Here is a 23,259-nt window from a genome sequence, read left to right as displayed (position 1 = left end):
ATATTATATTTATTTGAAACTTTGATTAATTATAAACTGTAAATTGTGAACTGATAAAGAGGGGGATTTTTATAATGAAATGTAACGTAGCAGTAATACCAGGAGATGGAATAGGTCCAGATATAGTGGCAGAGGCTATAAAAGTATTAAAAACAATTGGAGAAAAATTTGGACATAGATTTGAATATGAATATGCAATAGCTGGTGGATGTTCTATAGATAAAACCGGAGAAGCACTTCCAGCAGAAACTTTAGAAATATGTAAAAGAAATGATGCAGTATTACTTGGAGCTGTCGGTGGTCCAAAATGGGATGATCCAGATGCAAAGGTAAGACCAGAACAAGCTTTATTAGGCTTAAGAGGTGGAATGAATCTATATTGTAATTTAAGACCAGCAACATTATATGCACCACTTAAGAATGCATCACCACTTAAAGATAGTATAGTTGGAAATGGAATAGATATTGCTATAGTTAGAGAATTAACTGGTGGTATTTACTTTGGAGAAAGAGGTAGAGAAACTGTTGATGGTTTAGAATCTGCTTATGATACTGAAAGATATAATGTAAAAGAAATCCAAAGAATTGTTAAAATTGGATTTGAAACAGCAATGAAGAGAGATAAGAAATTAACTTGTGTAGATAAAGCAAACATACTTGAAAGTTCAAGACTTTGGAGAAAAGTTATTGGAGAAATGACAAAGGATTATCCAGAAGTTGAAGTTAATTATATGTATGTAGATAATGCTGCAATGCAGCTTGTTAAAGATCCAACTCAATTTGATGTAATTGTTACTTCAAATATGTTTGGAGATATATTATCAGATGAAGCTAGTATGGTTACTGGTTCAATTGGAATGTTACCATCAGCATCACTTGGAGATGGAACACTTGGAATGTATGAACCGATCCATGGAAGTGCACCAGATATTGCAGGAATGGGAATTGCAAATCCATTAGCAACAATATTATCAGTTGCTATGATGCTTAGATACAGTTTTAATTTAGATGAAGAAGCTAAAGTTATAGAAGATGCGGTGTTATCAGTTCTTGAAGATGGCTATAGAACTGGAGATATAATGAGTGAAGGAAAAACTAAGGTTGGAACTACGGAAATGGGAGACTTAGTTTGTAAAAAAATTGTTAAAGGAGAGTAGAGGCTAATGAAAAGTGATGCAATAAAGTTAGGTCCTGGAAAAGCAGCGCAAAGATCACTGCTTAAAGCACTAGGATTAACAGATGAAGAAATAAAAAGACCTATAATAGGAGTAGTATCAGCTCAAAACGAAATTATACCTGGACATATGAATCTTGATAAGATTACAGAGGCTGTTAAAAAAGGTATATTAGTAGCTGGAGGAACACCAATTGTGATTCCTGCTATTGGTGTTTGTGATGGTATAGCTATGGGACATGAAGGAATGAAATATTCTTTAGTTACAAGAGAACTTATTGCAGATTCAATAGAGTGTATGGCAAAGGCCCATGCATTTGATGCATTAGTTTTAATTCCTAACTGTGACAAGATTGTACCAGGAATGGTTATGGCAGCACTAAGAGTTAATATTCCAGCAGTTTTAGTAAGCGGAGGCCCAATGCTTGCTGGAAGACATAAAGGCAAGGATATCTCTCTTACTACTATGTTTGAAGCGGTTGGTTCATATGAAAATGGAACTATTGATGAAAAAGAACTATGTGAATTAGAAAATTCTGCATGTCCAACATGTGGCTCATGTTCTGGAATGTTTACAGCTAATTCAATGAACTGTTTATGTGAAGTATTAGGTATTGCATTACCTGGTAATGGAACAATTCCAGCAGTATATTCTGAAAGATTAAGACTTGCTAAAAAAGCAGGTATGTCTGTTATGGATGTTTTAAAGAAAGACATTAAGCCAAGAGATATAATTAATGAGAGAAGTATAATGAATGCATTAAAGGCTGATATGGCACTTGGATGTTCAACTAATAGTGTGCTTCATATAACTGCAATTGCAAATGAAGCAAAGGTTGAAATGAACTTAGATATAATAAATGATTTATCATCTAAAACTCCAGACCTTTGTAAATTAGCACCTGCATCTGATGTTCATATTGAAAAATTATATGCAGCAGGGGGAATATCAGCAGTATTAAGTGAACTTGCTAAGAAGGATATTCTAGATTTAGGTTGTATGACTGTTACAGGAAAGACTATTGGAGAAAACATTGAAGGTGTAACTGTTTCAGATTATGATGTTATCAAACCAATTGATAATCCATACAGTGCAACTGGAGGAATCGCTATATTAAGAGGAAATCTAGCTCCTGATGGTGCTGTTGTAAAGAGAGCAGCAGTTTTACCAGAAATGCTTGTTCATGAAGGACCAGCTAGAGTCTTTAATTCAGAAGAAGAAGCAAATGCAGCTATTTTCTCTAAAAAGATAAATCCAGGAGATGTTATTGTTATAAGATATGAAGGTCCAAAAGGTGGCCCTGGCATGAGAGAAATGCTTCAAGCAACAGCAGCAGTTGCAGGAATGAAGCTTGATTCCTCAGTTGCATTAATTACTGATGGAAGATTCAGTGGAGCTACAAGAGGAGCTTCAATAGGACATGTATCTCCAGAAGCAGCTGACGGTGGAGTTATTGGATTACTTGAAGATGGGGATATAATTTCAATAGATATTAATAATTGTAAACTTGATGTAAAGTTGAGTGATGAAGAAATTGCTGAAAGAAGAAAGACATTTAAGCCAATTGAACCAAAGGTTAAAGAAGGTTATTTAGCAAGATATGCTAAACTAGTTAGTTCAGCAGCAGAAGGAGCAATACTTAAGTAATTCAGAATTCACAATGCACAATTCACAATTGTGGGATAAATCCTTTTTTAATTGTGAATTGCCCATCTGGGTGCCCTAAAGGGTATGAATTTTGAATTTTGAATTGTCCAATGGGGGGGAAAAATATGTTATTGACAGGTGCTGAAATATTAATAAAATCGTTAATTGATGAAGGTGTAGATACCATATTTGGATATCCAGGTGGAGCTGTATTAAATATATATGATGAAATATATAAATATAGAGGGAAAATAAATCATGTATTAACAGCGCATGAACAAAATGCAGCACATGCAGCTGATGGATATGCAAGATCAACTGGTAAGGTTGGAGTATGTTTAGCAACTTCAGGTCCAGGAGCAACAAATTTAGTTACTGGTATTGCTACAGCACATATGGATTCTGTGCCTATGGTTGCAATAACAGGAAACGTTACTAAGCCATTGCTTGGTAAAGATAGTTTTCAGGAAGTTGATATTACAGGTATTACTATGCCAATAACTAAGCATAATTATATTGTTAAGGACGTAAAAGACCTTCAAAATATAATTAGAGAAGCTTTTTATATAGCTCAAGAAGGAAGACCGGGGCCGGTTCTTATAGATATTCCAAAGGATATAACAGCAGATAAAACAGTTTATAAACCTATAATTCCTAAAGAAATAAATAGAGAAGATAAGGTTATAAAAGCCAAAAGCATAGAAGCGGCAGTAAAATTAATCAATGATAGTAAAAGACCTTTTATTTATGCAGGTGGTGGTATTGTTATATCAGGTGCAACTAAAGAATTAATTAAATTTGCAGAAAAAATAAATGCACCTGTATCGACATCATTAATGTGTATGGATGGTTTCCCTAATGATCATGAACTATATACTGGAATGATCGGAATGCATGGAACAAAGGCCTCTAATATAGGAGCTACTAAGTGTGATTTATTAATAACACTAGGAGCAAGATTCAGTGATAGAGTTATAAGCAAGCAAGAGCACATAAGAAATGCAAAGATACTTCAAATAGATGTAGATCCAGCAGAAATTAATAAAAACATTAAGGTAAATCAATGTGTTATTGGTGATTTAAAAGTAGTATTGGAAAAATTATATCCATTAGTTAATGAAAAAAAGAATATTGAATGGATTGAAAAAATAGAATCATTAAAAGAAAAAGATAAAGAAGTTTCAATGGATTATAATACTCCAGAATTGTTGTTCAAAAAACTAAATGAATTAAATGATAACAATTTTATAATATCAACTGAAGTTGGGCAACATCAAATGTGGACAGCGGGGTATTTTGACTTTAAATCAGAAAGAACATTTGTTACATCTGGTGGTTTAGGAACAATGGGATATGGATTGGGCGCTGCTATAGGTGCGCAGGTTGGTAATCCTGATAAACAAGTAATTAACATTGCTGGTGATGGAAGTTTCGGAATGAACTGTCAGGAACTTGTTACAGCAGTTAAAAATAGACTGCCAATGATAGAAATAATTATGAATAACAACTGTCTAGGAATGGTTAGACAGTGGCAAAATTTATTTTACGAAGAACGATATTCGGAAACAACTCTTGATAGACCAACAGATTATGTAAAGCTAATGGAGGCTTTTGGTGGAAAAGCATTTAGAGTGACTAAGCCAGAAGAATTAGAACCTGTGTTAAAACAAGCTATACAAGAAAAAGGTCCAGTTCTTATAGATTATGTAATAGATATTGATAAGAAAGCTTTTCCTATGGTAGCACCAGGTGCACCTATTAATGAGATAATAACCGAATAAAATTATATTGAATTATCTAATTGACTAGTAAATAACCAATTTATAAAATAGAGGTAGTACATGTATTTATGCTATCTCTTTTTTATTGTGTAAGAGTTAAGGAAAAAACAGCAGTGTTATTTTCAAAGTAAAATTATAAAAAGCTTAAGGTTCTCATCTAAAAAATTATTCACTAATAATACTTAATTTTTACTTAAAAAGCGTGGCATAGCCGCTTTTTTATGTATTATAAAATATAGATAGGATTTGTTTAAACAATAATAATTCAATCTACGGAGGATAAAAATGAATTATGTATATATATTAAGATGCTCAGACGATACTTTATATACTGGTTGGACTAACGATTTAGAAAAAAGAATAAAAGCACATTCTAATGGTACTGGGGCAAAGTATACTAGAGGGAGAGGTCCGGTTGAATTAGTATATTTTGAAGAATTTGATGATAAGAAAGATGCAATGAAAAGGGAGTATGAAATAAAAAAATATACTAGAAGTAAGAAGGAATGGCTTATAAAAAGCAGTTCAAAAAAATTTTCTAAAATATAAATAAATAATTTCTAAAAAGTGCTTGTAAAAGTTTACTTACACTGATATAATAAAAACAGATAAAGGAAATAAAAACAATATTCTGAAATATAATTGTTTGCTGAATATTAAATATATTTTTTTGCAACAAATCGCAACCGATTGCAAAAAGTAAAGCATAAGCATTCATATATTATTCATTGAAAAAGTTTACTTATATTAGATATGATACATATTATAACAAATGACTTGAATAATTTTCGATAATAATGCAAACGATTGTTTAAATTGAATATTAATCTATATTTAACCATATAGATAATATAAATAAATTTATAGAACCTTTGACTTTAATAAATAATAATTTAAATGGAGGGGTATTTTATATGAAAATGAAAAAATTATTAGCAACAATTTTAGCAACTACATTAGCATGTGGAACTATTGTAGGATGTGGTGGAGGAACAGCAGATTCTTCAAAATCAAGTGCAGGTGGAGATACAGCAAAAAGTGGTGACGGAAAAGTAGTAAGAGTATTCCAATTAAAAGTTGAAATTAATGATGCACTTCAAGAATTAGCTAAAAAATATGAAGAAGAAACTGGAGTTAAAGTTGAAATAACATCAGTTGGTGGTGGTGCTGATTATGGTGCATCATTAAAGGCAGAATTTGCAAAAGGTACAGAACCAGATATCTTTATGATTCAAGGGGCTGGAGATTATGAGGTTTGGAAACATAAAATTGACGATTTAAGCAATGAAAGCTGGATTAAGAATGCAGTTAATGGAACTCTTGATACTGTAACTGTAGACGGAAAAGTTTATGGTATGCCAGCTGCAACTGAAGGTTATGGCTTAATGTATAATAAATCAATTTTGGACAAGGCAGGAATTGATCCTGCATCAATAACTAGCTTCACAAAATTAAAAGAAGCTGTAGAAAAGCTAGACAGTAAAAAAGCTGATTTAGGTATTGATGACGTATTCTCTTATACTACAAAGGAAACTTGGGTAACTGGTAACCATACATTTAACATTCCATTTGCAATGCAAGATGACCCAGAAAAATTTGCTGATGATTATTTTGCTGGTAAAGCAGATGTAGTTAACAATAAACAATTTAATGACTGGATGAACTTAGTTGAATTAATGTGTAAATATGGTGGAAAAGAAAAATTAGAAACTATTGATTATAGTACTCAAGTTGGTAATTTTGCATTAGGAAAAACAGCATTTATGCAACAAGGTAACTGGACAGCAGGAGATTTAAAGAAATTAACTGAGGGTGCTGAATTTGATATGGGATTCATACCAATGAGTATTGATGATAGTGAAAAGAGTTCTTGTATTCCAGTAGGTGTTCCTATGTATTGGGTTGTTAACAAGGATTCAAAAGTTAATGCTGAAGCTAAAGCTTTCTTAACTTGGATGGTTGAAAGTAAAGAAGGTCAAGAAGCTATAGTTAAGAATATGGATATGATTCCAGCATTTACAAACTTTGCTGTAGAAAGTGATAATGCGTTAAACAAATCAATTAGTGAATTCAATAAAGCAGGAAAGACTCTTCCTTGGACATTTACAAACTTCCCAGATGGATTCTCTATGAATAATATAGGACCAGTATTCTCTAAATTTATAAAGACAGATATGGGAGATGCTGCTAAGAAACAAATGTTAGAAGATATTCAAGCTGCTACTCCAGTAAGTAAATAATTTAATAATATAGAAATTAAAATATATAAGGGAACATATATGATTCCCTTATATATTAAACAATTAATATTAAGTGGTATAAAGAAATTATGTTAGTAAGATTGTTTTGGGTATGTATTAAATGTAGTTAGGAAAGGAGTATAGATATGACTAAGAAAACAAGAGATAGTAGGGATTTTTGGATATTCATAGGTCCTTGTCTATTCGCTTTTACAATGGTAGTAATAATCCCGTTTATAATTGGTATATATTATACATTCACAAATTGGAATGGCGCTAATCCGAAATATGATTTTGTGGGATTAAAAAATTATGCAAGTATTTTCACTGATGCACAATTCATATATTCATTTAAGGTTTCAATTGTTTATACATTCATAAGTGTCATAGTAATTAACCTAGTTGGATTTGGTTTAGCATATGCGGTTACAAGAAATTTAAAAACAAAAAATTTCTTAAGAACTGGTTTCTTTATGCCAAACTTAATAGGTGGATTGATTTTAGGATTTATATGGCAATTCATGTTTAACTCAGTATTTGTGAATTTAGGTAAGACATTAGGAAGTACAGTACTTTCAACTTCAATGCTTCAGAATACAGGAACAGCAGTATTTGCAATGATATTTGTTTCAACATGGCAATATGCCGGATATATTATGGTTATATATGTATCAGCATTAGAAAATGTACCTAAAGATTTAATAGAAGCAGCACATATAGATGGAGCTAATGGATGGCAGACATTTAATAATGTAACAATACCAATGGTTAGACAAGGAATAACAGTATGTTTATTCCTAACATTATCACAATCATTTAAGATGTTTGATTTAAACTTCTCATTAAGTTCAGGAAAAGCGACAGAAATGATGGCGTTAAATATATATAGAGAAGCATTTGTTGTAAACAACATGGGATTTGGCCAAGCTAAAGCTATAATATTCTTCTTAATTGTTGCATGTATTTCGTTGACACAAGTTTATTTCAATAAGAAGAAGGAGGTTGAAGCATAATGGAAGCAAATAAGACATTAGAAACTTCTGTAGAAAATAAAAAGAATAAAAAATTAAAGACATTAGATAGTTATACTGGAAAGCTAAAATTATTAGAAGTTTTTTCATGGGTACTATTAATACTATATATGACTCCTTTTTACTTAATGTTTATAAATTCATTTAAGACAAGAAGAGAGATATTTGCTAATACAACAGGGTTGCCTGCAAATTGGAATTTTAGTAATTATGCTACAGCCATAGATAGAATGGACTTTATTAGCTCATTTGCTAACTCTATGATAATAACAGTATTTAGTGTAATATTAATAATAGTATTCTCAGCAATGGCTGCATGGGTTCTTGTGAGAGATAGGACTACAAAGAGCAAGGTTGTATTTTATATATTTACAGCAGGTATGATAGTACCATTCCAAGCTGTAATGATACCACTTGTACAATGGATGGGAAAATTTAGGTTCGGTTCCATAAGTATGATTGGAACACACTATGGATTAATATTTATGTATATAGGATTTGGATGTTGTATGAGTATATTCCTATATCATGGATTTATTAAAAGTATACCAGCAGAACTTGAAGAAGCTGCAGTAATAGATGGATGTACTAAATTCCAAACTTTTAGAAAAATTGTTTTTCCATTATTAAAATCAACAACAGTTACAGTAGCAGTTTTAAATAGTATTTGGATATGGAATGACTTCCTTTTACCTTTCTTAACTGTTAATGGAAAAATAAATACAATACCTCTTGCAATGAATAATTTCTTTGGAGCATTTTCAAAGCAATGGGAATTAGCAATGGCAGCATTGATAATGGCAATAATCCCAATAATAATTTTCTACTTCTTTGTACAAAAGCAAATAATTGCTGGAATAGTACAAGGATCAATAAAATAGGTGTATAATGTAAATATAGGGTTTCTATGAAAGAAAGTGTATAAAAATATATAAACTTACATCTAGTGAAGCTCTATATTTACATATAATAATGCAACCGATTGAGTGAATTTATAACCTAAAAGTAGTAAGAGTTTTAATATTAAATTATTGTAGGAGGTTTTTATGGACAGAAGTAGTGGTGTTATAATGCATATCTCTTCTTTGCCAGGAAAATATGGAATAGGAACATTTGGTGAAGAAGCGTATAAATTTGGAGATTTCCTTAAGGAAGCAGGACAAAAGTATTGGCAGATACTACCTTTAGGTCCGACTAGCTTTGGAGATTCACCATACCAATCTTTTTCAGCTTTTGCAGGAAATCCTTATTTCATAGATTTTGATTTATTAAGAAAAGATGGACTTTTAGAGAAAGAAGACTATGAGTCAGTTGATTTTGGAAGTAATGAAGAAGATATAGACTACGGAATTATATTTCAAAATAAAATGAAAGTCTTAAGAAAGGCATATGAAAATTCTAAATCAAAAGACATTAAAGAATTGAAACTGTTTATAGAAGAAGAAGATGCATGGCTAGATGATTATGCATTATATATGTCAGTTAAGAATAGTTTTGACCTAAGAAGCTGGCAGACATGGGATGAGGATATAAGATTAAGAAAGCCAGAAGCTATGTTTAAATATAAAGAAGAGCTAAAAGATGATATTAGTTATTGGAAATTCTTGCAGTTTGAATTTTTTAAGCAATGGACAAAATTAAAAACATATTTAAATGAATTAGGAATTGAGATAATTGGAGATATGCCAATATATGTAGCAGAGGATAGCGCAGATGTTTGGGCAAACCCAGATGCGTTTATGTTGGACAAGGAAACTTTAAGACCATTAAAAGTTGCCGGATGTCCACCAGATATATTTTCAGCAACAGGTCAATTGTGGGGAAATCCTATATATGATTGGAATCATATGGAGAAGGACCACTATAGATGGTGGATTGATCGTATAAGACAAAGTTTCAAAATATATGATGTTTTAAGAATAGATCATTTTAAAGGATTTGAATCATATTGGTCAATTCCATATGGTGATAAAACTGCTGAAAATGGTGAGTGGGTAAAAGGCCCCGGTATAAAAGTATTTAATGCAATTAAAGATGCATTGGGGGATGTAAATATTATTGCTGAAGATTTAGGGACATTAACAGAAGAAACAATAAAATTAAGAAATGATACTGGATATCCTGGAATGAAGATATTAACTTTTGCCTTTGATAGTGATTATAATAATCCATTTCTTCCACATAATTATGATAAGAATTTTATAGTATATACTGGAACACATGATAATGATACTGTAAGAGGATGGATGGAGAAAACAGGAGAAAAAGAGCATGTTGAAAAAGCAATTGAGTATTTAAAGTTGACAGAAGAAGAAGGATATTCATGGGGATTTATTAGAAGTGCTTGGAGTAGCGTTGCAGATATAGCTATAGCACAAATGCAGGATTTCTTGGATTTAGGCAATTCTGCTAGAATGAATTTACCATCTACACTAGGTATAAATTGGCGTTGGAGAATGAAAGCTAGGGCTTATGATAATAAATTAGCTAAAAGAATGAAAGAAATGACAAAGATTTATGGAAGATATGTAGAAGAAGACAAACAATTATAATTAAATATGACTTCTATAAATGATGTATTAAAAAAAGACTATCATGGGATCTCATTTACTTTATTAGTTATCTAATATATTTATATACAATATATCAATTGTATTATAGAATATAATATATATTTATTGTATAATTGGATGCATTTAACAATATTAAGTAAAATGATAAATGATAGTCTTTCTTTATGTATTATAGTATTTAAAAATATTTATATTGAATTTAAATAATTTGTAGCTTTATAATATTTATAATCAAACTTGAGGGCTAGAATAAATAAAATTAGGAGGTAAGTGTATGAAGGTTACAATCAAGGAAGTTGCTAAAGAAGCAAATGTTTCTCCCTCAACGGTATCGAGAGTTATATCTGATAGTCCACAAATTAGTGATAAGACTAAGGAAAAAGTAAGAGAGGTTATTAATAGATTAAAATACAAACCAAATGCTATAGCTAGAAGTTTGGCAAATAATAAAAGTAGGATTATTGGTGTAGTTCTACCTAACGAAGATCAAGATTTAATTACAAATCCATTTTTTATTCAAGCTATGAAAGGCATGAGTGAATATGCTCAAAAGAAGAAGTACTATATAACTTATGCATTTAGTGAAGATGAAAAAAGTGAGTATGATAATATAAATAACTTTATAACCAGCAACTTGGTAGATGGTGTATGTTTACTTCGTGCTAGACCAGAGGATAAAAGTATTAAATACCTTCAGCAGATGGATTTTCCTTTTGTTGTAATCGGAAGACCAGAGGAAGCTGATGGAATGTTATGGGTTGATAATGATAATTTTCAAACCACTTATAACCTAGTAGGAGAATTATATAAAAAGGGGCATAGAGACATAAGTTTTATTGGAGCGAGAGAAGAATGGAACGTTACAAGGGACAGACTATATGGATTTAAAGTGGCATGTGAAATGAATAGAATCCCAATAGAAGATAAAAATATTATAATGATGCCTGATTTCAATGAAAAAGATGGCGCTAAAGCAGCTGATATATTATTAGAAAATAGTCATCCTACAGCAATAATAGTTGAAGATGATGTCTTAGCATTTGGGGTATTAAATGTATTTAAAGAAAAAAACATTACAGACATTTCAATTATAGGCTTTAATAATAGTCCATTGGCAGAGTTTCAAACTCCTAAATTATCATCAGTAGATATAAATTCTCATGAGCTTGGATATTATGCATCTAAAATATTAATTGATTATTTAGAAGATAATCAAAGGAAAATTAATCATTACATAGTAGAGTCGAAAATCATATATAGAGAATCATTTAGAGAATGATTTTATATTAAAAAATCTTTAGAATAGGTACATTACAATTCTAAAGATTTTTTTCTTTATATTTATGAAAAATTTAATAATTCTTTAAGGGAAAACATTGCTAGTAAATGGTACAATAAAGCCATGAATATATTGCATAAAATTATGCAAAAAATTAAATGTAATACATAATTAGGGGGAGATTACCATGAAACTGAAAATTTCATCATTTATATGTATGCTATTACTTATAATCAATATAATTCCGGCTTCAGCAAGTGAAAAGGGGATTATTGTTTCTATTGATAATATTGATGAGATTGTAATAGACAACAACATCGAATTAAAAATTGCAAAGAATTCTCTTGAAAGTAAAATACAATATTATGATGATTTGGATAAAGATATAAGTAAGGTGCAAAAAAAGATAACTAGCTTAAATAATTCTATTACAAATGATCTTGATGAGGAAAGTAAAAATAAAAAAATAGAAGAAAGAGATCAAAATAAAGCAGAATTATCTAATTTAGAAAAGGAATATGATAAGAAAAAAGATGATTTAAAGATTGCTAGAATTACATATCAAAATAAAGTTAGAGATTTAGTTACAACTGCTCAACAAAAATATATAGATTATTTATATAATAAATCTCTTAAAGATATAAAAGAAGAAGAAGTAAATTACAATAAAGATAAAAATAACATTAATAAAGCTAAGTACGACATGGGATATATCTCAAGAAATGAGTACTTGACTAATACTGTAGATTTTATAGATATAGAAAATACGTATAATAAATCAATAACAGATGAAGAAATGAGTTTAAAGGAATTAAAAAGTGCCTTAGGAATAGATGATGAAAATATAACTGTAAATGAAAATTTAGATTTTGATATTAGTAAAATTGCCAATATAGACTTTGAAGAAGATTTTAATCAAGTGATTAACAATAATAGTAACATAAAAATTAAAAAGATAGAGCTGGATCAAGTTGAAGACAATGATGATAGTGATGACTATGAAATAGATAATGCAGAATTGGAATTGACAAAAGGAAAAAGTGATTTACGTTTAACTTTTCAAGATAATTATAATAATCTAATGAATTCTTATAATAGTATAAAAAATAGCATGAATAAGTTAACTGATAAAGAAAATGCTTTCAATATTAAGAAGGTAAAATTAAATCATGGTTATATATCTAACAAAGAATGTGAGGAAGCATATATACAATTAATAAATCAAAAATCAGAATATATAAAAGAAAAAAATACCTTATATGTAAACTACTTTAAATATATGCAAATGAAAGATGGATACTTGATTTAGAAAGGAAGAAAAAAATGAAGTTAACTAAGCCAGATTTGAGTAAGCTAAAGCCTAAAAATATACACATAAAAAAGTTTAAAATAAAAAAGAAGTTTATAGTATTAGGAGTAATAGTACTTATAATAATTGGATTTGTAGCAAAAACCTTCTTAATACCTAAGGATATTATTATTTCAAATTACACTACTTTAGCAAAGTCACAAATAGTAAACAGTATAGATGCAACAGGTACTGTTGAAAGTGAAAAGGTAACTAATATATATTCAAAAGTTGAAGGTAATATTAAACAAGTAAATGTTAAGGTAGGAGATAAAGTTAAAGCAGGCGATGTTTTAGCGGTAATTGATAGTGAAAAACTTGAAAGACAGATTAAAGAGGAAACTGAGAGTATAGAGCAGGATGATCAGTCTTCAGATCTAGATTTACAAAGTAAAAAGAGAGTGTATGAAAATACGCTATATAAAGAACAAAATGATATGAATAGTGAAGTAAATACAGCAAAATCAACTTTGAATGAAAAGAAGGTTGCATTGGAAGAAGCGCAAAGCAATTATGAATATAATAAAGAGTTATTTAATTACGGAGAAGTTTCAGAGCAAGTATTTAAAAAATCAGAAACAGATCTTAATGCAGCAAAAATGGCATATGATGAAGCTGTGATTGGTTTGGAAAATGCTAAAACAGATGCGAAAGATAAACTTCAAACTGCAAAAGAAGATTACGAGTCAGCTAAAATCAAAGCTAATGATAATAGTAAAAAATCGGCTTTAAAAGATAAGCAAGAAGATTTGAAAAATTGTCAAATAAGAGCCTCTGTTAGTGGAACGATTACAGGTGTTAATGCCAAAGAAGGAGAAGCTGCAAATGGAACATTATTTGTAATTGAGAATTTAGATGATGTATATATAGAGGTTCCTATTAAAGAGGTAGACATATTAGATGTAAAGGCAGGACAACGAGTTGAAATAAGGACTGATGCTATGGAGGATGAAGCATTTGTAGATGGTGAAGTTGCAAGTGTCACTGATACTGCAGAAAAAGAGATTTCTACATCAGAGTCAAATTCTGGATCAAATTCTAGTAGTACTAGTTCAGCATTTAAAGCCAAAATAAAATTGAAAAATCCAGATAATAAGATTAAGATTGGTATGAATGCTAGAACTAAAATAGTTGTAGAAGAATCTAATAATATTTATACAGTGCCATTTGATTGCATTGTAGATGGAGAAAATGGACAAAGTATATATATTCTAGAACAAACTGATAAGGATAAATATATAGTTAAGGAAATTCCAGTAATCACAGGAATGGAGTCGGATGTAAATATAGAAATATCAGGAGATAAAATAAAAGATAATTTAATTGTTGTAAATGATCCTACATCATATACAGTTGGTACTGAAGTGAAATTAGCTGATCCGATGATGATGAATCAGGGTGGTGAAGTTGTTGAGTGATAATGTAATTGAAATGAAAAATATAATAAAAAGCTTTTACATTGGAACTGAAAACCAGTTGGATATATTAAAAGGAATAGATATAGATGTAAAGAATGGTGAATTTTTATCTATTGTTGGAGCTTCTGGGTCGGGGAAAAGTACACTAATGAATATAATTGGAGCTTTAGACAGACCAACATCAGGAGAATACTTCTTAGATGGTTCTAATATAAATGAGCTAAGTGATGATGAGTTATCTGATATAAGGAATAAAAGAATTGGCTTTGTATTTCAGACATTTAACTTAATACCTAGAAGTACAGCGTTAAAGAATGTAGAATTACCAATGCTTTATGCTGGAATAGATAAAAAGAAAAGAATTGAAAAAGCTAAGGAGCTACTTGAATTAGTAGATATGGGGGAAAGAATGACCCATTTACCTAATGAACTATCAGGAGGACAAAAACAAAGAGTTGCAATTGCAAGAGCTTTAGCTAATGATCCTAGTATAATACTTGCAGATGAACCTACAGGAGCATTGGACTCTGAAACAGGAAGATTAGTTATGGATCTATTTCATAAGGTACATGAAATGGAAGGTAAAACTATAGTGCTTATAACTCATAACAGTGAACTTGCAGATGAGACTGAAAGAATTATAACTGTAAGGGATGGGAAGATAGTAAATGAAAGACAAAATAGTAATTTCATAAGGCGTTTCCCAGAAGGTGAAAAGTCATGTTTATAAAAGAAAATATAATGCTAGCTATAGCTGGTCTTAAATCAAATAAAATGAGATCGCTTCTTACTATGCTTGGAATAATAATAGGAATATCTTCAGTTATTTCTATTGTTTCAATAGGAAGTGCACTTAGCGCATCAGTTACCAGTTTAATGTCCGATATGGGAGCGGGAAATATATATGGTTATGTGTATCAAAAAGGTGATAGTGATAGAGAAGCAGAAGATAATGATTTACTTTCACTTGAAGACTTAGATAGTGTTAAAGAAAGATTTAACAGTGAAATATTAGACGTTGAAGTGAGTGAAAGAGGAATAAGTGGGGAAGCAAAAACATCAGGGAGATCAACAGCTAATGTATATATAACAGGAGTTAATGCAGGATATAAAAGTGTAGAAAACTTTAAAATATTAAAAGGAAGATTTATATCTAAAAAAGATGTAAAAGGAAATAAAAAAACAGCAGTAGTATCAGATAAATTAGTGAAAAAGTTATTTAAAAATGAACCCAATCCTTTGGGAAAAGAGTTTAAAGTAACGGATTCTTTAGGAGAAAATTCTACTACATATACTATCGTAGGTATATATGAATATAAGAAATCAATGTTTGAGGGTGGAATGGGAAATGAAGATGATATGCCTACAGCTGTTTATACCACTGTAACATCAGTAAAGGAGTCAGCTGATAAGAAGAATTATGATAATTTCACAATAAAGCCTAAACCAGGAAGTGATTCGAATAAATTAACTGAAGAATTACAAAAATATTTTGAAAATAAATATAAGACAAATAAATATTTTACAGCTGATGTATACAATGGTGAGAGCCAAGTAGAGGGATTTACCAAAATGCTAAGTATAGTTTCATTAGTGGTTTCAGTTATAGCTGCTATTTCACTTTTAGTTGGTGGAATAGGTGTAATGAACATTATGCTTGTATCAGTTACAGAAAGAACAAGAGAAATTGGAACAAGAAAAGCATTGGGGGCTAAGAGTTCTCATATAAAAATGCAGTTTATTACAGAAGCAGTTATTATATGTGCAATAGGTGGTGTTATAGGAATTACTTTAGGTGTAGGAACAGGAATAATTGCATGTTTAGTATTAAAAGTACCGGTATCTGTTTCAATACCAACAATATTTATAAGTCTTGTATTTTCTATGGGAATAGGGGTTTTCTTTGGATATTATCCAGCTAAAAAAGCAGCAAAATTAGATCCTATTGAAGCATTGCGATATGAATAAAATAAAAAGCAGATGGCATTATTAGATGTCATCTGCTTTTCGTATTTAAGATAGTTTTAAAAAAATAGAAGTTAATTTTTCAATACAATATTGTGCTTCTTTAAGATCATCATCAGGAAGAATTGCTATCTTATCTAACAATGCAGATTTAGCATAATCTTTAAAGGAATTAAAAAACTTAAATGCCAATTCAGTTAATTCGATACGTAAAATTCGTCTATCTTTTTCATCAGTATATCTATTAACAAGTCCATACGATATTAATTTATCTATAATTGGAGTCATATTTGACTTTGAAATGTTTAAAGTAGAAGCAATCTGAGATATGGGTGCTGAATTAACTCTAGCAAGATAAATAATTACTTTTATATGTGAAGGCGGCATAGGACACTTTTTCATATATTCTTCAAACTTTTTTTGCGGAATAGGAAAATTTTTTAGAAACTCATCTTCATTAATAATATTATTTCTAGCTATTATTAAGAAATCAAATAAAGAATCTGCCAGTCTATTTAATAATATTTCATTCATAATATATATCAACACTCCTATAATATAATGTAAATTTTATAAAGTCATTAGTATTTATTATAGACTATGAACAATTTATTAACAAGAAAAAAGTTATTAACTTAGAATAGTTATGAAATTATAATCAGCTATATACTGGGTTTATATGTAATATAAACGAGAATTATATGGAATATAAATACAAAATAAATCATAAGTTCTATTTAAGTTAATATTAAGAAAAAAATAAGGAGTATAAGCTATGATATATGATATAGTATTAAAAGCAATAATATTATACTAGAATTCATTGAATATAGTAGATTGGGGAGGAAAATATGAAAAAGCATTTAGCATTAGTTTTGGTAATGCTTACGGCATTATCGCTGGTAGGCTGTGGTAGCAAGGAAATTGAAATAAAAGAAGAATCTATAGCAGTATCTGTACAAGCTGTTAAAAAAGGTGAAATAAAAAATACAAATTCATTTTCAGGAACAACAAAACTTAAAGATGAAACAGATGTATCGGTAGAGATTGGTGGAACTGTAGAATCAATAAAAGTAGAAGTTGGGCAAGAAATTCATAAAGGAGATGTACTTTTAACAATAAAAGGAAATGATGTACAGGATGGAGTTAATACGGCACGTGCAGCTGTTGAATCTGCGAAGGCTACTAGTGACAGTAATATAGAGCAAACTAAAATTAGTTTAGAAACAGCCTTAAAGAATGCACAATTAGCGTATGATGAAGCTAAAAGAAATTATGAAATACAAACACAATTATATAATTCAGATGCAATAAGTGAAGATACGTATAAACAAGTTGAGCAAGGGTATAATCAAGCAAAACAAGCATTAGATAGTGCAATAAAGAGTTACGATGAGTTGTTGCCTAAAGTTGAAGAAGCAGGTCAAAAAGGAGTTGGACAAGCTAAGGCGAGTTATGATTCGGTAGCAAGAAATTTAGAAAAACTTACATTGACTTCTCCAGTTGATGGAATTGTAACTGCTAAAAATTGCACAGAGAACGAATTAATAGCACAAGGTTCTCCGGCATTTACTATATCAAATCCATCAATAATCCAAATAGATTTGAAAATAACATCAAATGATATAGATAAATTTGTAGTTGGGGATAAAGTAAAGGTTACTGTTAATGGTGAGGATGCAGAAGGAACAATAAAAACAGTGCCATCTGTAGTTAATAATTCAACATCATTATATACAGTGGAAGTTATTGCTGATAATTCTGAAGGTAAAATTAAAGGCGGAATGGCAGCAGATGTTGAAGTTACTACAGAAAATAAAAATGACACAATTAGTGTACTTAAAAAAGCTGTATTTGAAGAGGATAATAAAAAATATGTATATGTAGTAACAGCAGATAATAAAGCTAAAAAAGTCGAAGTTCAAACAGGTATTGAAACAGCAGAAAGAATAGAGATTAAAAGTGGTGTAAACAATAAAGATACTATAGTAATTTCAGGTTTATCACGTATTAAAGATGGAAGTAAATTATTTACAGTAGTAAAGGAGGACTAATATATGAGCATAACAAGAACCTCAGTTAAACGTCCACTTACTATAATAATGGTATTTGTAATAGTACTTTTATTTGGAATAATAGGATATTTAAAAATGCCATCAAATATAATGCCTGATATTGATATCCCAGTCGTAATGGTACAAACTACATGGCAAGGTGCAGGACCAGAGGATATTGATAAAGAAGTATCAAAGCCCATAGAAAAAGCTCTTTCATCAGTTCAAGGTGTAAAAACAACAACTTCCCAATCAGGAGAAGGCTATTCAATGGTTGTTGCACAATTTGAATATGGAACAAAGGTTGATGATTTACTTAATGATATAAGATCAAAAGTAGATACAGTTCAAAGCTCATTACCGGATGATGTAAATAGACCAACTATTCAAAAATTTGATATGAATTCAGAAGCGATATCTTTTATTATAGTAGAAGGTGAAGGAAATTCAGATGACATAATGCAATATGCAGAAGATATAGTTGAACCTAAGTTAGAATCTGTTGATGGTGTAAATGCAGCAGATATACAAGGGGGAGATAAAACTCAAATAAATGTAGTTGCAGACCAAGCCGTATTAAGAAACTATGGAATTTCTTTGGATGCAATAAAGGGAATTTTAGCAAGTTCAAATAAAACTACTCCTTATGGCTCTATTACTCAAGGAGAGGACTCTCTTGTTTTAAGAGGGGTTGATAAAATTGAATCTTTAGAAGATGTAAGATTAATTCAAATACCTACAAATGAAGGTGAGACTGTTAATTTAGGAACAATATGTAGCGTTAATTATGGATCTAAAGAAAAAGAGTCAATACAAAGATACAATGGAAAACCTGCTTTAAGAATGGATATTAAGAAACAACAAGATGGAAATATTGTTCAAGTAATGAATAAAGTAAACAAAACTGTTGATCAATTAAATAAAGAAAATGAACAATTCAAGCTCACTGTAGCATATGATGAATCATCATATATTAGGGCATCTATAAAGGATGTAATGTTAAACATAGTTCTTAGCTCAGTCATTGCATTTGGTATTATACTTTTGTTCTTAAAGAGTTTAAGAGCATCTTTAGTAATATCAGTTGCAATACCAACATCAATAATTGGCTCTATTGCATTACTATACTTTACTGGTGAAACTTTAAATATGGTTACATTAAGTTCGCTAGTAATTGCAGTTGGTATAGTTGTTGATGATGCTATAGTTGTTATTGATAATATATTTAAGCATAGGCGATCAGATAATATGCTTGATGTAGAGGAAATATCCGTAAAAGGAACACAAACAGTATCAAATGCTATTATGGCATCAACATTAACTAAAATAGCAATTTTCTTACCGATTATGTTCACTGAAGGATTTACTAAAATAATGTTTGGTGCATTAGCTAAAACACTTATTTTTGCTTTAACATTATCTTTAATAGTAGCTATGACTATTGTACCAAGTATTTATGCTAAATTAAGTGGTGGAAAAAATGCAGCTAAAATGAGAGAAAAGCCAACACCATTATTTGATAAAATAAGTGCATTTTATGAAAGATTTATATCTTGGTCATTAAAAAGAAAAACAATAGTAGTGTTGACAAGCTTTGGGTTATTTATAGGGTCTATAGTCTTAGGTTTTTCAGGATTAATAGGAATGGACTTTATGTCTATGGGGGATCAAGGTATGGTTCAAATAAGCATGAAGTTACCAGATGGCTTGGATTTAAAGCCAAGTGAGTATTATGTATCAATGGCAGAAGAAAAAATAATGAATACTCCAGAACTTGATAGAATGTTAACTGAAGTAGACAAAAGTTCAGGTTCGATATATATGATGTTAACACCTAGAACAGAAAGAGATAGAAGTGCTTCTGAAATAGAAAAGGAAGTTGCAGAAAAATTAAAAGTTATTCCAGACTGCGAAATAACAGTTGGTTCAAGTGGTATGGGTGGTAGCAGCGGTGGAAGTGTATCGATAAGCATAAAAGGACCAGATTTAGATGTTTTAGAAGTGTTATCAAATCAAGCTGAGGAAAAATTGAAAGCAATTCCAAATTTTAGAAATGTACAAACTACCCTTAGTGATAGTAAAGAAGAAGTTCAATTTAAAATAGATAAAAGAAAAGCAGCATTGTATGGTGTTAATACTGTGGGTATTGGATCAACATTACGTACTGCAATTACTGGAACTGATGCAACCACTGTAACAATTGATGGTTATAGTATGGACATCAACTTAAAGCTAAAAGAAGATAGTATAAATAGTATAGAGGATGTAGGAAAAATAACTGTAACATCAGCAGGTGGAAAAGAAGTACCATTAAGCGCTTTTGCAGATATTCAAATCGCAAAAGGTGTTAAATCAATATCAAGAACAGATGGAGATTACTCTATAGCTGTTAGTGGTATAGCAGATGGAATGGATACTAATAAAGCAAACAATTTAGCAATGCAAGCAATAAAGCAATTAGATTTCCCTAAAGATTATGGATTAGATGTTGGTGGAGATGCAGAACAAATGAATGAAGCTATGTCAGGCCTTGTATCTGCTATGTTAATCTCTATAGTTCTTGTATATATGGTAATGGTAGCTCAGTTTGAATCATTTAGTAGACCATTTATTATAATGTTCAGCATACCATTTGCATTTATAGGAGTTGTACTAGCACTTGTAGTAAGTAGAATTTCATTAAATGTAATAGGAATGTTGGGGGCAATATTATTGATAGGTATGGTTGTTAATAATGGTATAGTATTAATTGATTATATTGAGCAGCTAAGAAAATCAGATATTGGAGGAAGTTTAGAACAAATAGTTGCAAAGGGATCTTCAACAAGATTAAGACCAGTTTTAATGACAGCATTAACTTCTATAATAGGTATGCTACCTTCAGCTTTTGCATTTGGCGAAGGTGGAGAAATGATGCAGCCACTTTCTGTTGTTGTTATTGGTGGACTTAGCGTATCAACATTGGTAACCTTAGTGCTTATACCAACAATATATATTATTTTTGATAATATAGAAACTTCAGTAAAGAAAAAACTTAGAAAAATATTCAATAAGGATTCAGATGATGAACCTAAGAATGATAAGAAGATGAAGTTTAATTTTAAGAATATATTGAAAAGTGGAAAAGAAAAAATAAAATCTAGATAAATTTATAGTAATGAGGGCGTACACTTTGTATAGTCTTCATTACTAATTGTATAAATAGTACATTTGGAGGTGTGAACGTGAAGAAAAACATTAATAAGTTGATAGCTATTGGAATTGGTTTAAGTGTAATAGTAGGAAATGTATCTCCTGCACTGGCAACTGAAACTATAAGAGATAGTAATATAAATATAATATCAGGGGCAGCAGAAAATAGTTTGAAAATCCTCACTTTAGAGAAGGCAATAGAAGCAGGTTTAAATAATGATGATCAAATGAAAATACTATCAAGTAAATCAAATTATTATAAGGATCTTCAAGATTATTATGATGAAGCTGATAATGAAAATGGAGAAGATCAAAATGATGTAAACATAAATTCTACTAAGCAGTCAAAAGAATTCAGAAAAGATGGAGTAGAATACGAAATAACTAATCTTTATAACAGTATAGTATTAGCTGAAAAGCAGGTTGAATATCAAAGAGAGATTGTTAATAATGAAGGAACAAAAACAAATAATATGAAATTAAAATACAATAAAGGTTTAATTGATTCTGTTTCTATGTCCAAGCAAGAAGCTTCTCTTAAGACTGAAAAAGATACTTTACAGGCTAAAATAAACTCACTTAATGATTTAAAAGAAAAATTAAAATTAGCTACAGGAATAAATGTAAATAACTATACATTTGATGATAGATTAAATTATGAAAAATTGAAACTAGATGGTGATCTTGAAAGTTATATTGATGATAAAATAAGCATTATTACTAAGTATGATAGAGAATTAGCTGATCTTCTAGAAGATGCTGTAGACGATATGAAAGATGATGATTTAGATGATTTAGAAATGCCAGATAAAGATAAATTTTATAATATTCCTAAAACAGATTCTGAAGGAAATGTTATAGGAAATGATTTTAATACAACAGAGTATAATACTGCTAGAGATAATGTATTGTCTGCATATAAGGGTTATTTAGATGCTAAAAAGGGAAGTGAATCTGCAAGTGCTGGAGTAAACATAAAAGAGAAAACATATAAGAATATGTTACGAAGTAATTACTCTAATATTCTAGCAATGGAAGATGGAATTGATCAATTAATAACTAATATTGAGATAGCTAATAAAAGCTTAGCGAATACAAAGCTACAATATCAATTGGGATTGATGACTATTAATGACTATAATACAGCTGTAACAGGGTATAGGCAGTTAGATATTAGTTTGAGACAGACATTAAATCAATATTATCAATTAAAAACAACATTTGAAAAACCTTGGTCAGTAAGCAGTTCAGATTCTGAGCAACAAAAAGATAATCAATAAATTCATAATAGCATCCTAAATTATTTAGGGCGCTATTTTTTCATGCTGATTTTTTGAACTTACAGTTTTTATATAAATAGATACACTTAAACAATCTTAATTAAAAGACTTAAAAATAAGTTTATGCAATTTTATTTAACTCAAATAAATGATTTTTAGTTCGATTTTGAAAGATATTCTTCAAGGTTTTAAATTGATTTTTGTAATGGATTTTTTCTTTTTACGTACCAATGAACAAATTCTATTCCTTCTGATTAACGGTATAGTCTTTATGTA

Annotated in this window: 17 protein-coding genes; 16 read left to right on the top strand and 1 reads right to left on the bottom strand. The window is 30.1% G+C overall.

Annotation, left to right across the window (positions count from 1 at the left end; genetic code table 11):
• Window positions 1-74: 74 nt before the first annotated feature.
• From leuB to BN2920_RS02630, 13 genes are all read left to right on the top strand, one after another.
• Entirely contained in the window at window positions 75-1,157 is a 1,083-nt protein-coding gene (leuB, locus tag BN2920_RS02690) for a 3-isopropylmalate dehydrogenase (RefSeq protein WP_058293496.1), read from the top strand.
• A gap of 6 nt (window positions 1,158-1,163) precedes the next feature.
• Entirely contained in the window at window positions 1,164-2,822 is a 1,659-nt protein-coding gene (ilvD, locus tag BN2920_RS02685; protein WP_058293495.1) for a dihydroxy-acid dehydratase, read from the top strand.
• Between the two features lie 125 nt (window positions 2,823-2,947).
• Window positions 2,948-4,603 (top strand): biosynthetic-type acetolactate synthase large subunit, encoded by a 1,656-nt coding sequence (gene ilvB, locus BN2920_RS02680; protein WP_058293494.1) that lies wholly within the window; start codon window positions 2,948-2,950, stop codon window positions 4,601-4,603.
• A 285-nt stretch (window positions 4,604-4,888) separates the two neighbouring features.
• Entirely contained in the window at window positions 4,889-5,152 is a 264-nt protein-coding gene (locus BN2920_RS02675) for a GIY-YIG nuclease family protein (protein ID WP_058293493.1), read from the top strand.
• A 365-nt stretch (window positions 5,153-5,517) separates the two neighbouring features.
• Window positions 5,518-6,843, top strand: a complete 1,326-nt coding sequence (locus BN2920_RS02670) for an ABC transporter substrate-binding protein (RefSeq protein WP_058293492.1) — start codon at window positions 5,518-5,520, stop codon at window positions 6,841-6,843.
• A gap of 146 nt (window positions 6,844-6,989) precedes the next feature.
• Window positions 6,990-7,856 (top strand): carbohydrate ABC transporter permease, encoded by an 867-nt coding sequence (locus tag BN2920_RS02665; RefSeq protein ID WP_058293491.1) that lies wholly within the window; start codon window positions 6,990-6,992, stop codon window positions 7,854-7,856.
• Entirely contained in the window at window positions 7,856-8,755 is a 900-nt protein-coding gene (locus BN2920_RS02660; RefSeq protein ID WP_058293490.1) for a carbohydrate ABC transporter permease, read from the top strand. The genes BN2920_RS02665 and BN2920_RS02660 overlap by 1 nt, the downstream gene beginning before the upstream one ends.
• Before the next feature lie 165 nt (window positions 8,756-8,920).
• Window positions 8,921-10,426, top strand: a complete 1,506-nt coding sequence (gene malQ / locus BN2920_RS02655) for a 4-alpha-glucanotransferase (RefSeq protein ID WP_058293489.1) — start codon at window positions 8,921-8,923, stop codon at window positions 10,424-10,426.
• A gap of 295 nt (window positions 10,427-10,721) precedes the next feature.
• Window positions 10,722-11,726 (top strand): LacI family DNA-binding transcriptional regulator, encoded by a 1,005-nt coding sequence (locus tag BN2920_RS02650; RefSeq protein WP_058293488.1) that lies wholly within the window; start codon window positions 10,722-10,724, stop codon window positions 11,724-11,726.
• A gap of 187 nt (window positions 11,727-11,913) precedes the next feature.
• Complete coding sequence (locus BN2920_RS02645) at window positions 11,914-13,035, top strand: TolC family protein (protein ID WP_058293487.1); 1,122 nt, start codon at window positions 11,914-11,916, stop codon at window positions 13,033-13,035.
• Window positions 13,036-13,049: 14 nt separating this feature from the next.
• Window positions 13,050-14,492, top strand: a complete 1,443-nt coding sequence (locus BN2920_RS02640) for an efflux RND transporter periplasmic adaptor subunit (protein ID WP_058293486.1) — start codon at window positions 13,050-13,052, stop codon at window positions 14,490-14,492.
• A complete protein-coding gene (locus tag BN2920_RS02635) occupies window positions 14,485-15,222 on the top strand; it encodes an ABC transporter ATP-binding protein (RefSeq protein ID WP_058293485.1) in 738 nt (245 codons plus the stop codon). Before BN2920_RS02640 ends, BN2920_RS02635 begins: the two co-directional genes overlap by 8 nt.
• Window positions 15,213-16,460 carry an ABC transporter permease gene (locus BN2920_RS02630; RefSeq protein WP_058293484.1) on the top strand — a complete coding sequence of 416 codons (1,248 nt, stop codon included), beginning with the start codon at window positions 15,213-15,215 and terminating at the stop codon, window positions 16,458-16,460. The genes BN2920_RS02635 and BN2920_RS02630 overlap by 10 nt, the downstream gene beginning before the upstream one ends.
• A 45-nt stretch (window positions 16,461-16,505) precedes the next feature.
• Here the strand turns inward: BN2920_RS02630 and BN2920_RS02625 are convergent, their stop codons facing one another.
• Complete coding sequence (locus BN2920_RS02625) at window positions 16,506-16,991, bottom strand: MarR family winged helix-turn-helix transcriptional regulator (RefSeq protein ID WP_058293483.1); 486 nt, start codon at window positions 16,989-16,991, stop codon at window positions 16,506-16,508.
• A gap of 317 nt (window positions 16,992-17,308) precedes the next feature.
• On the opposite strand from BN2920_RS02625, the gene BN2920_RS02620 reads away from it, so the two are divergent.
• The 3 genes from BN2920_RS02620 (at window position 17,309) to BN2920_RS02610 (ending at window position 22,983) form a co-directional block, all read left to right on the top strand.
• Window positions 17,309-18,511 (top strand): efflux RND transporter periplasmic adaptor subunit, encoded by a 1,203-nt coding sequence (locus tag BN2920_RS02620; RefSeq protein WP_058293482.1) that lies wholly within the window; start codon window positions 17,309-17,311, stop codon window positions 18,509-18,511.
• A 3-nt stretch (window positions 18,512-18,514) separates the two neighbouring features.
• The gene (locus BN2920_RS02615) at window positions 18,515-21,658 is read left to right on the top strand and encodes an efflux RND transporter permease subunit (protein ID WP_058293481.1); all 3,144 of its coding nucleotides are present in this window, start codon (window positions 18,515-18,517) and stop codon (window positions 21,656-21,658) included.
• A 77-nt stretch (window positions 21,659-21,735) separates the two neighbouring features.
• Window positions 21,736-22,983, top strand: a complete 1,248-nt coding sequence (locus BN2920_RS02610) for a TolC family protein (protein WP_058293480.1) — start codon at window positions 21,736-21,738, stop codon at window positions 22,981-22,983.
• Window positions 22,984-23,259 lie beyond the last annotated feature (276 nt).

The organism is Clostridium neonatale (assembly GCF_001458595.1).
GTDB classification, from domain to species: Bacteria; Bacillota; Clostridia; order Clostridiales; family Clostridiaceae; genus Clostridium; species Clostridium neonatale.
Note: the sequence above shows the minus strand (reverse complement) of the source record. Positions and strands in the feature narration are given on the sequence as shown.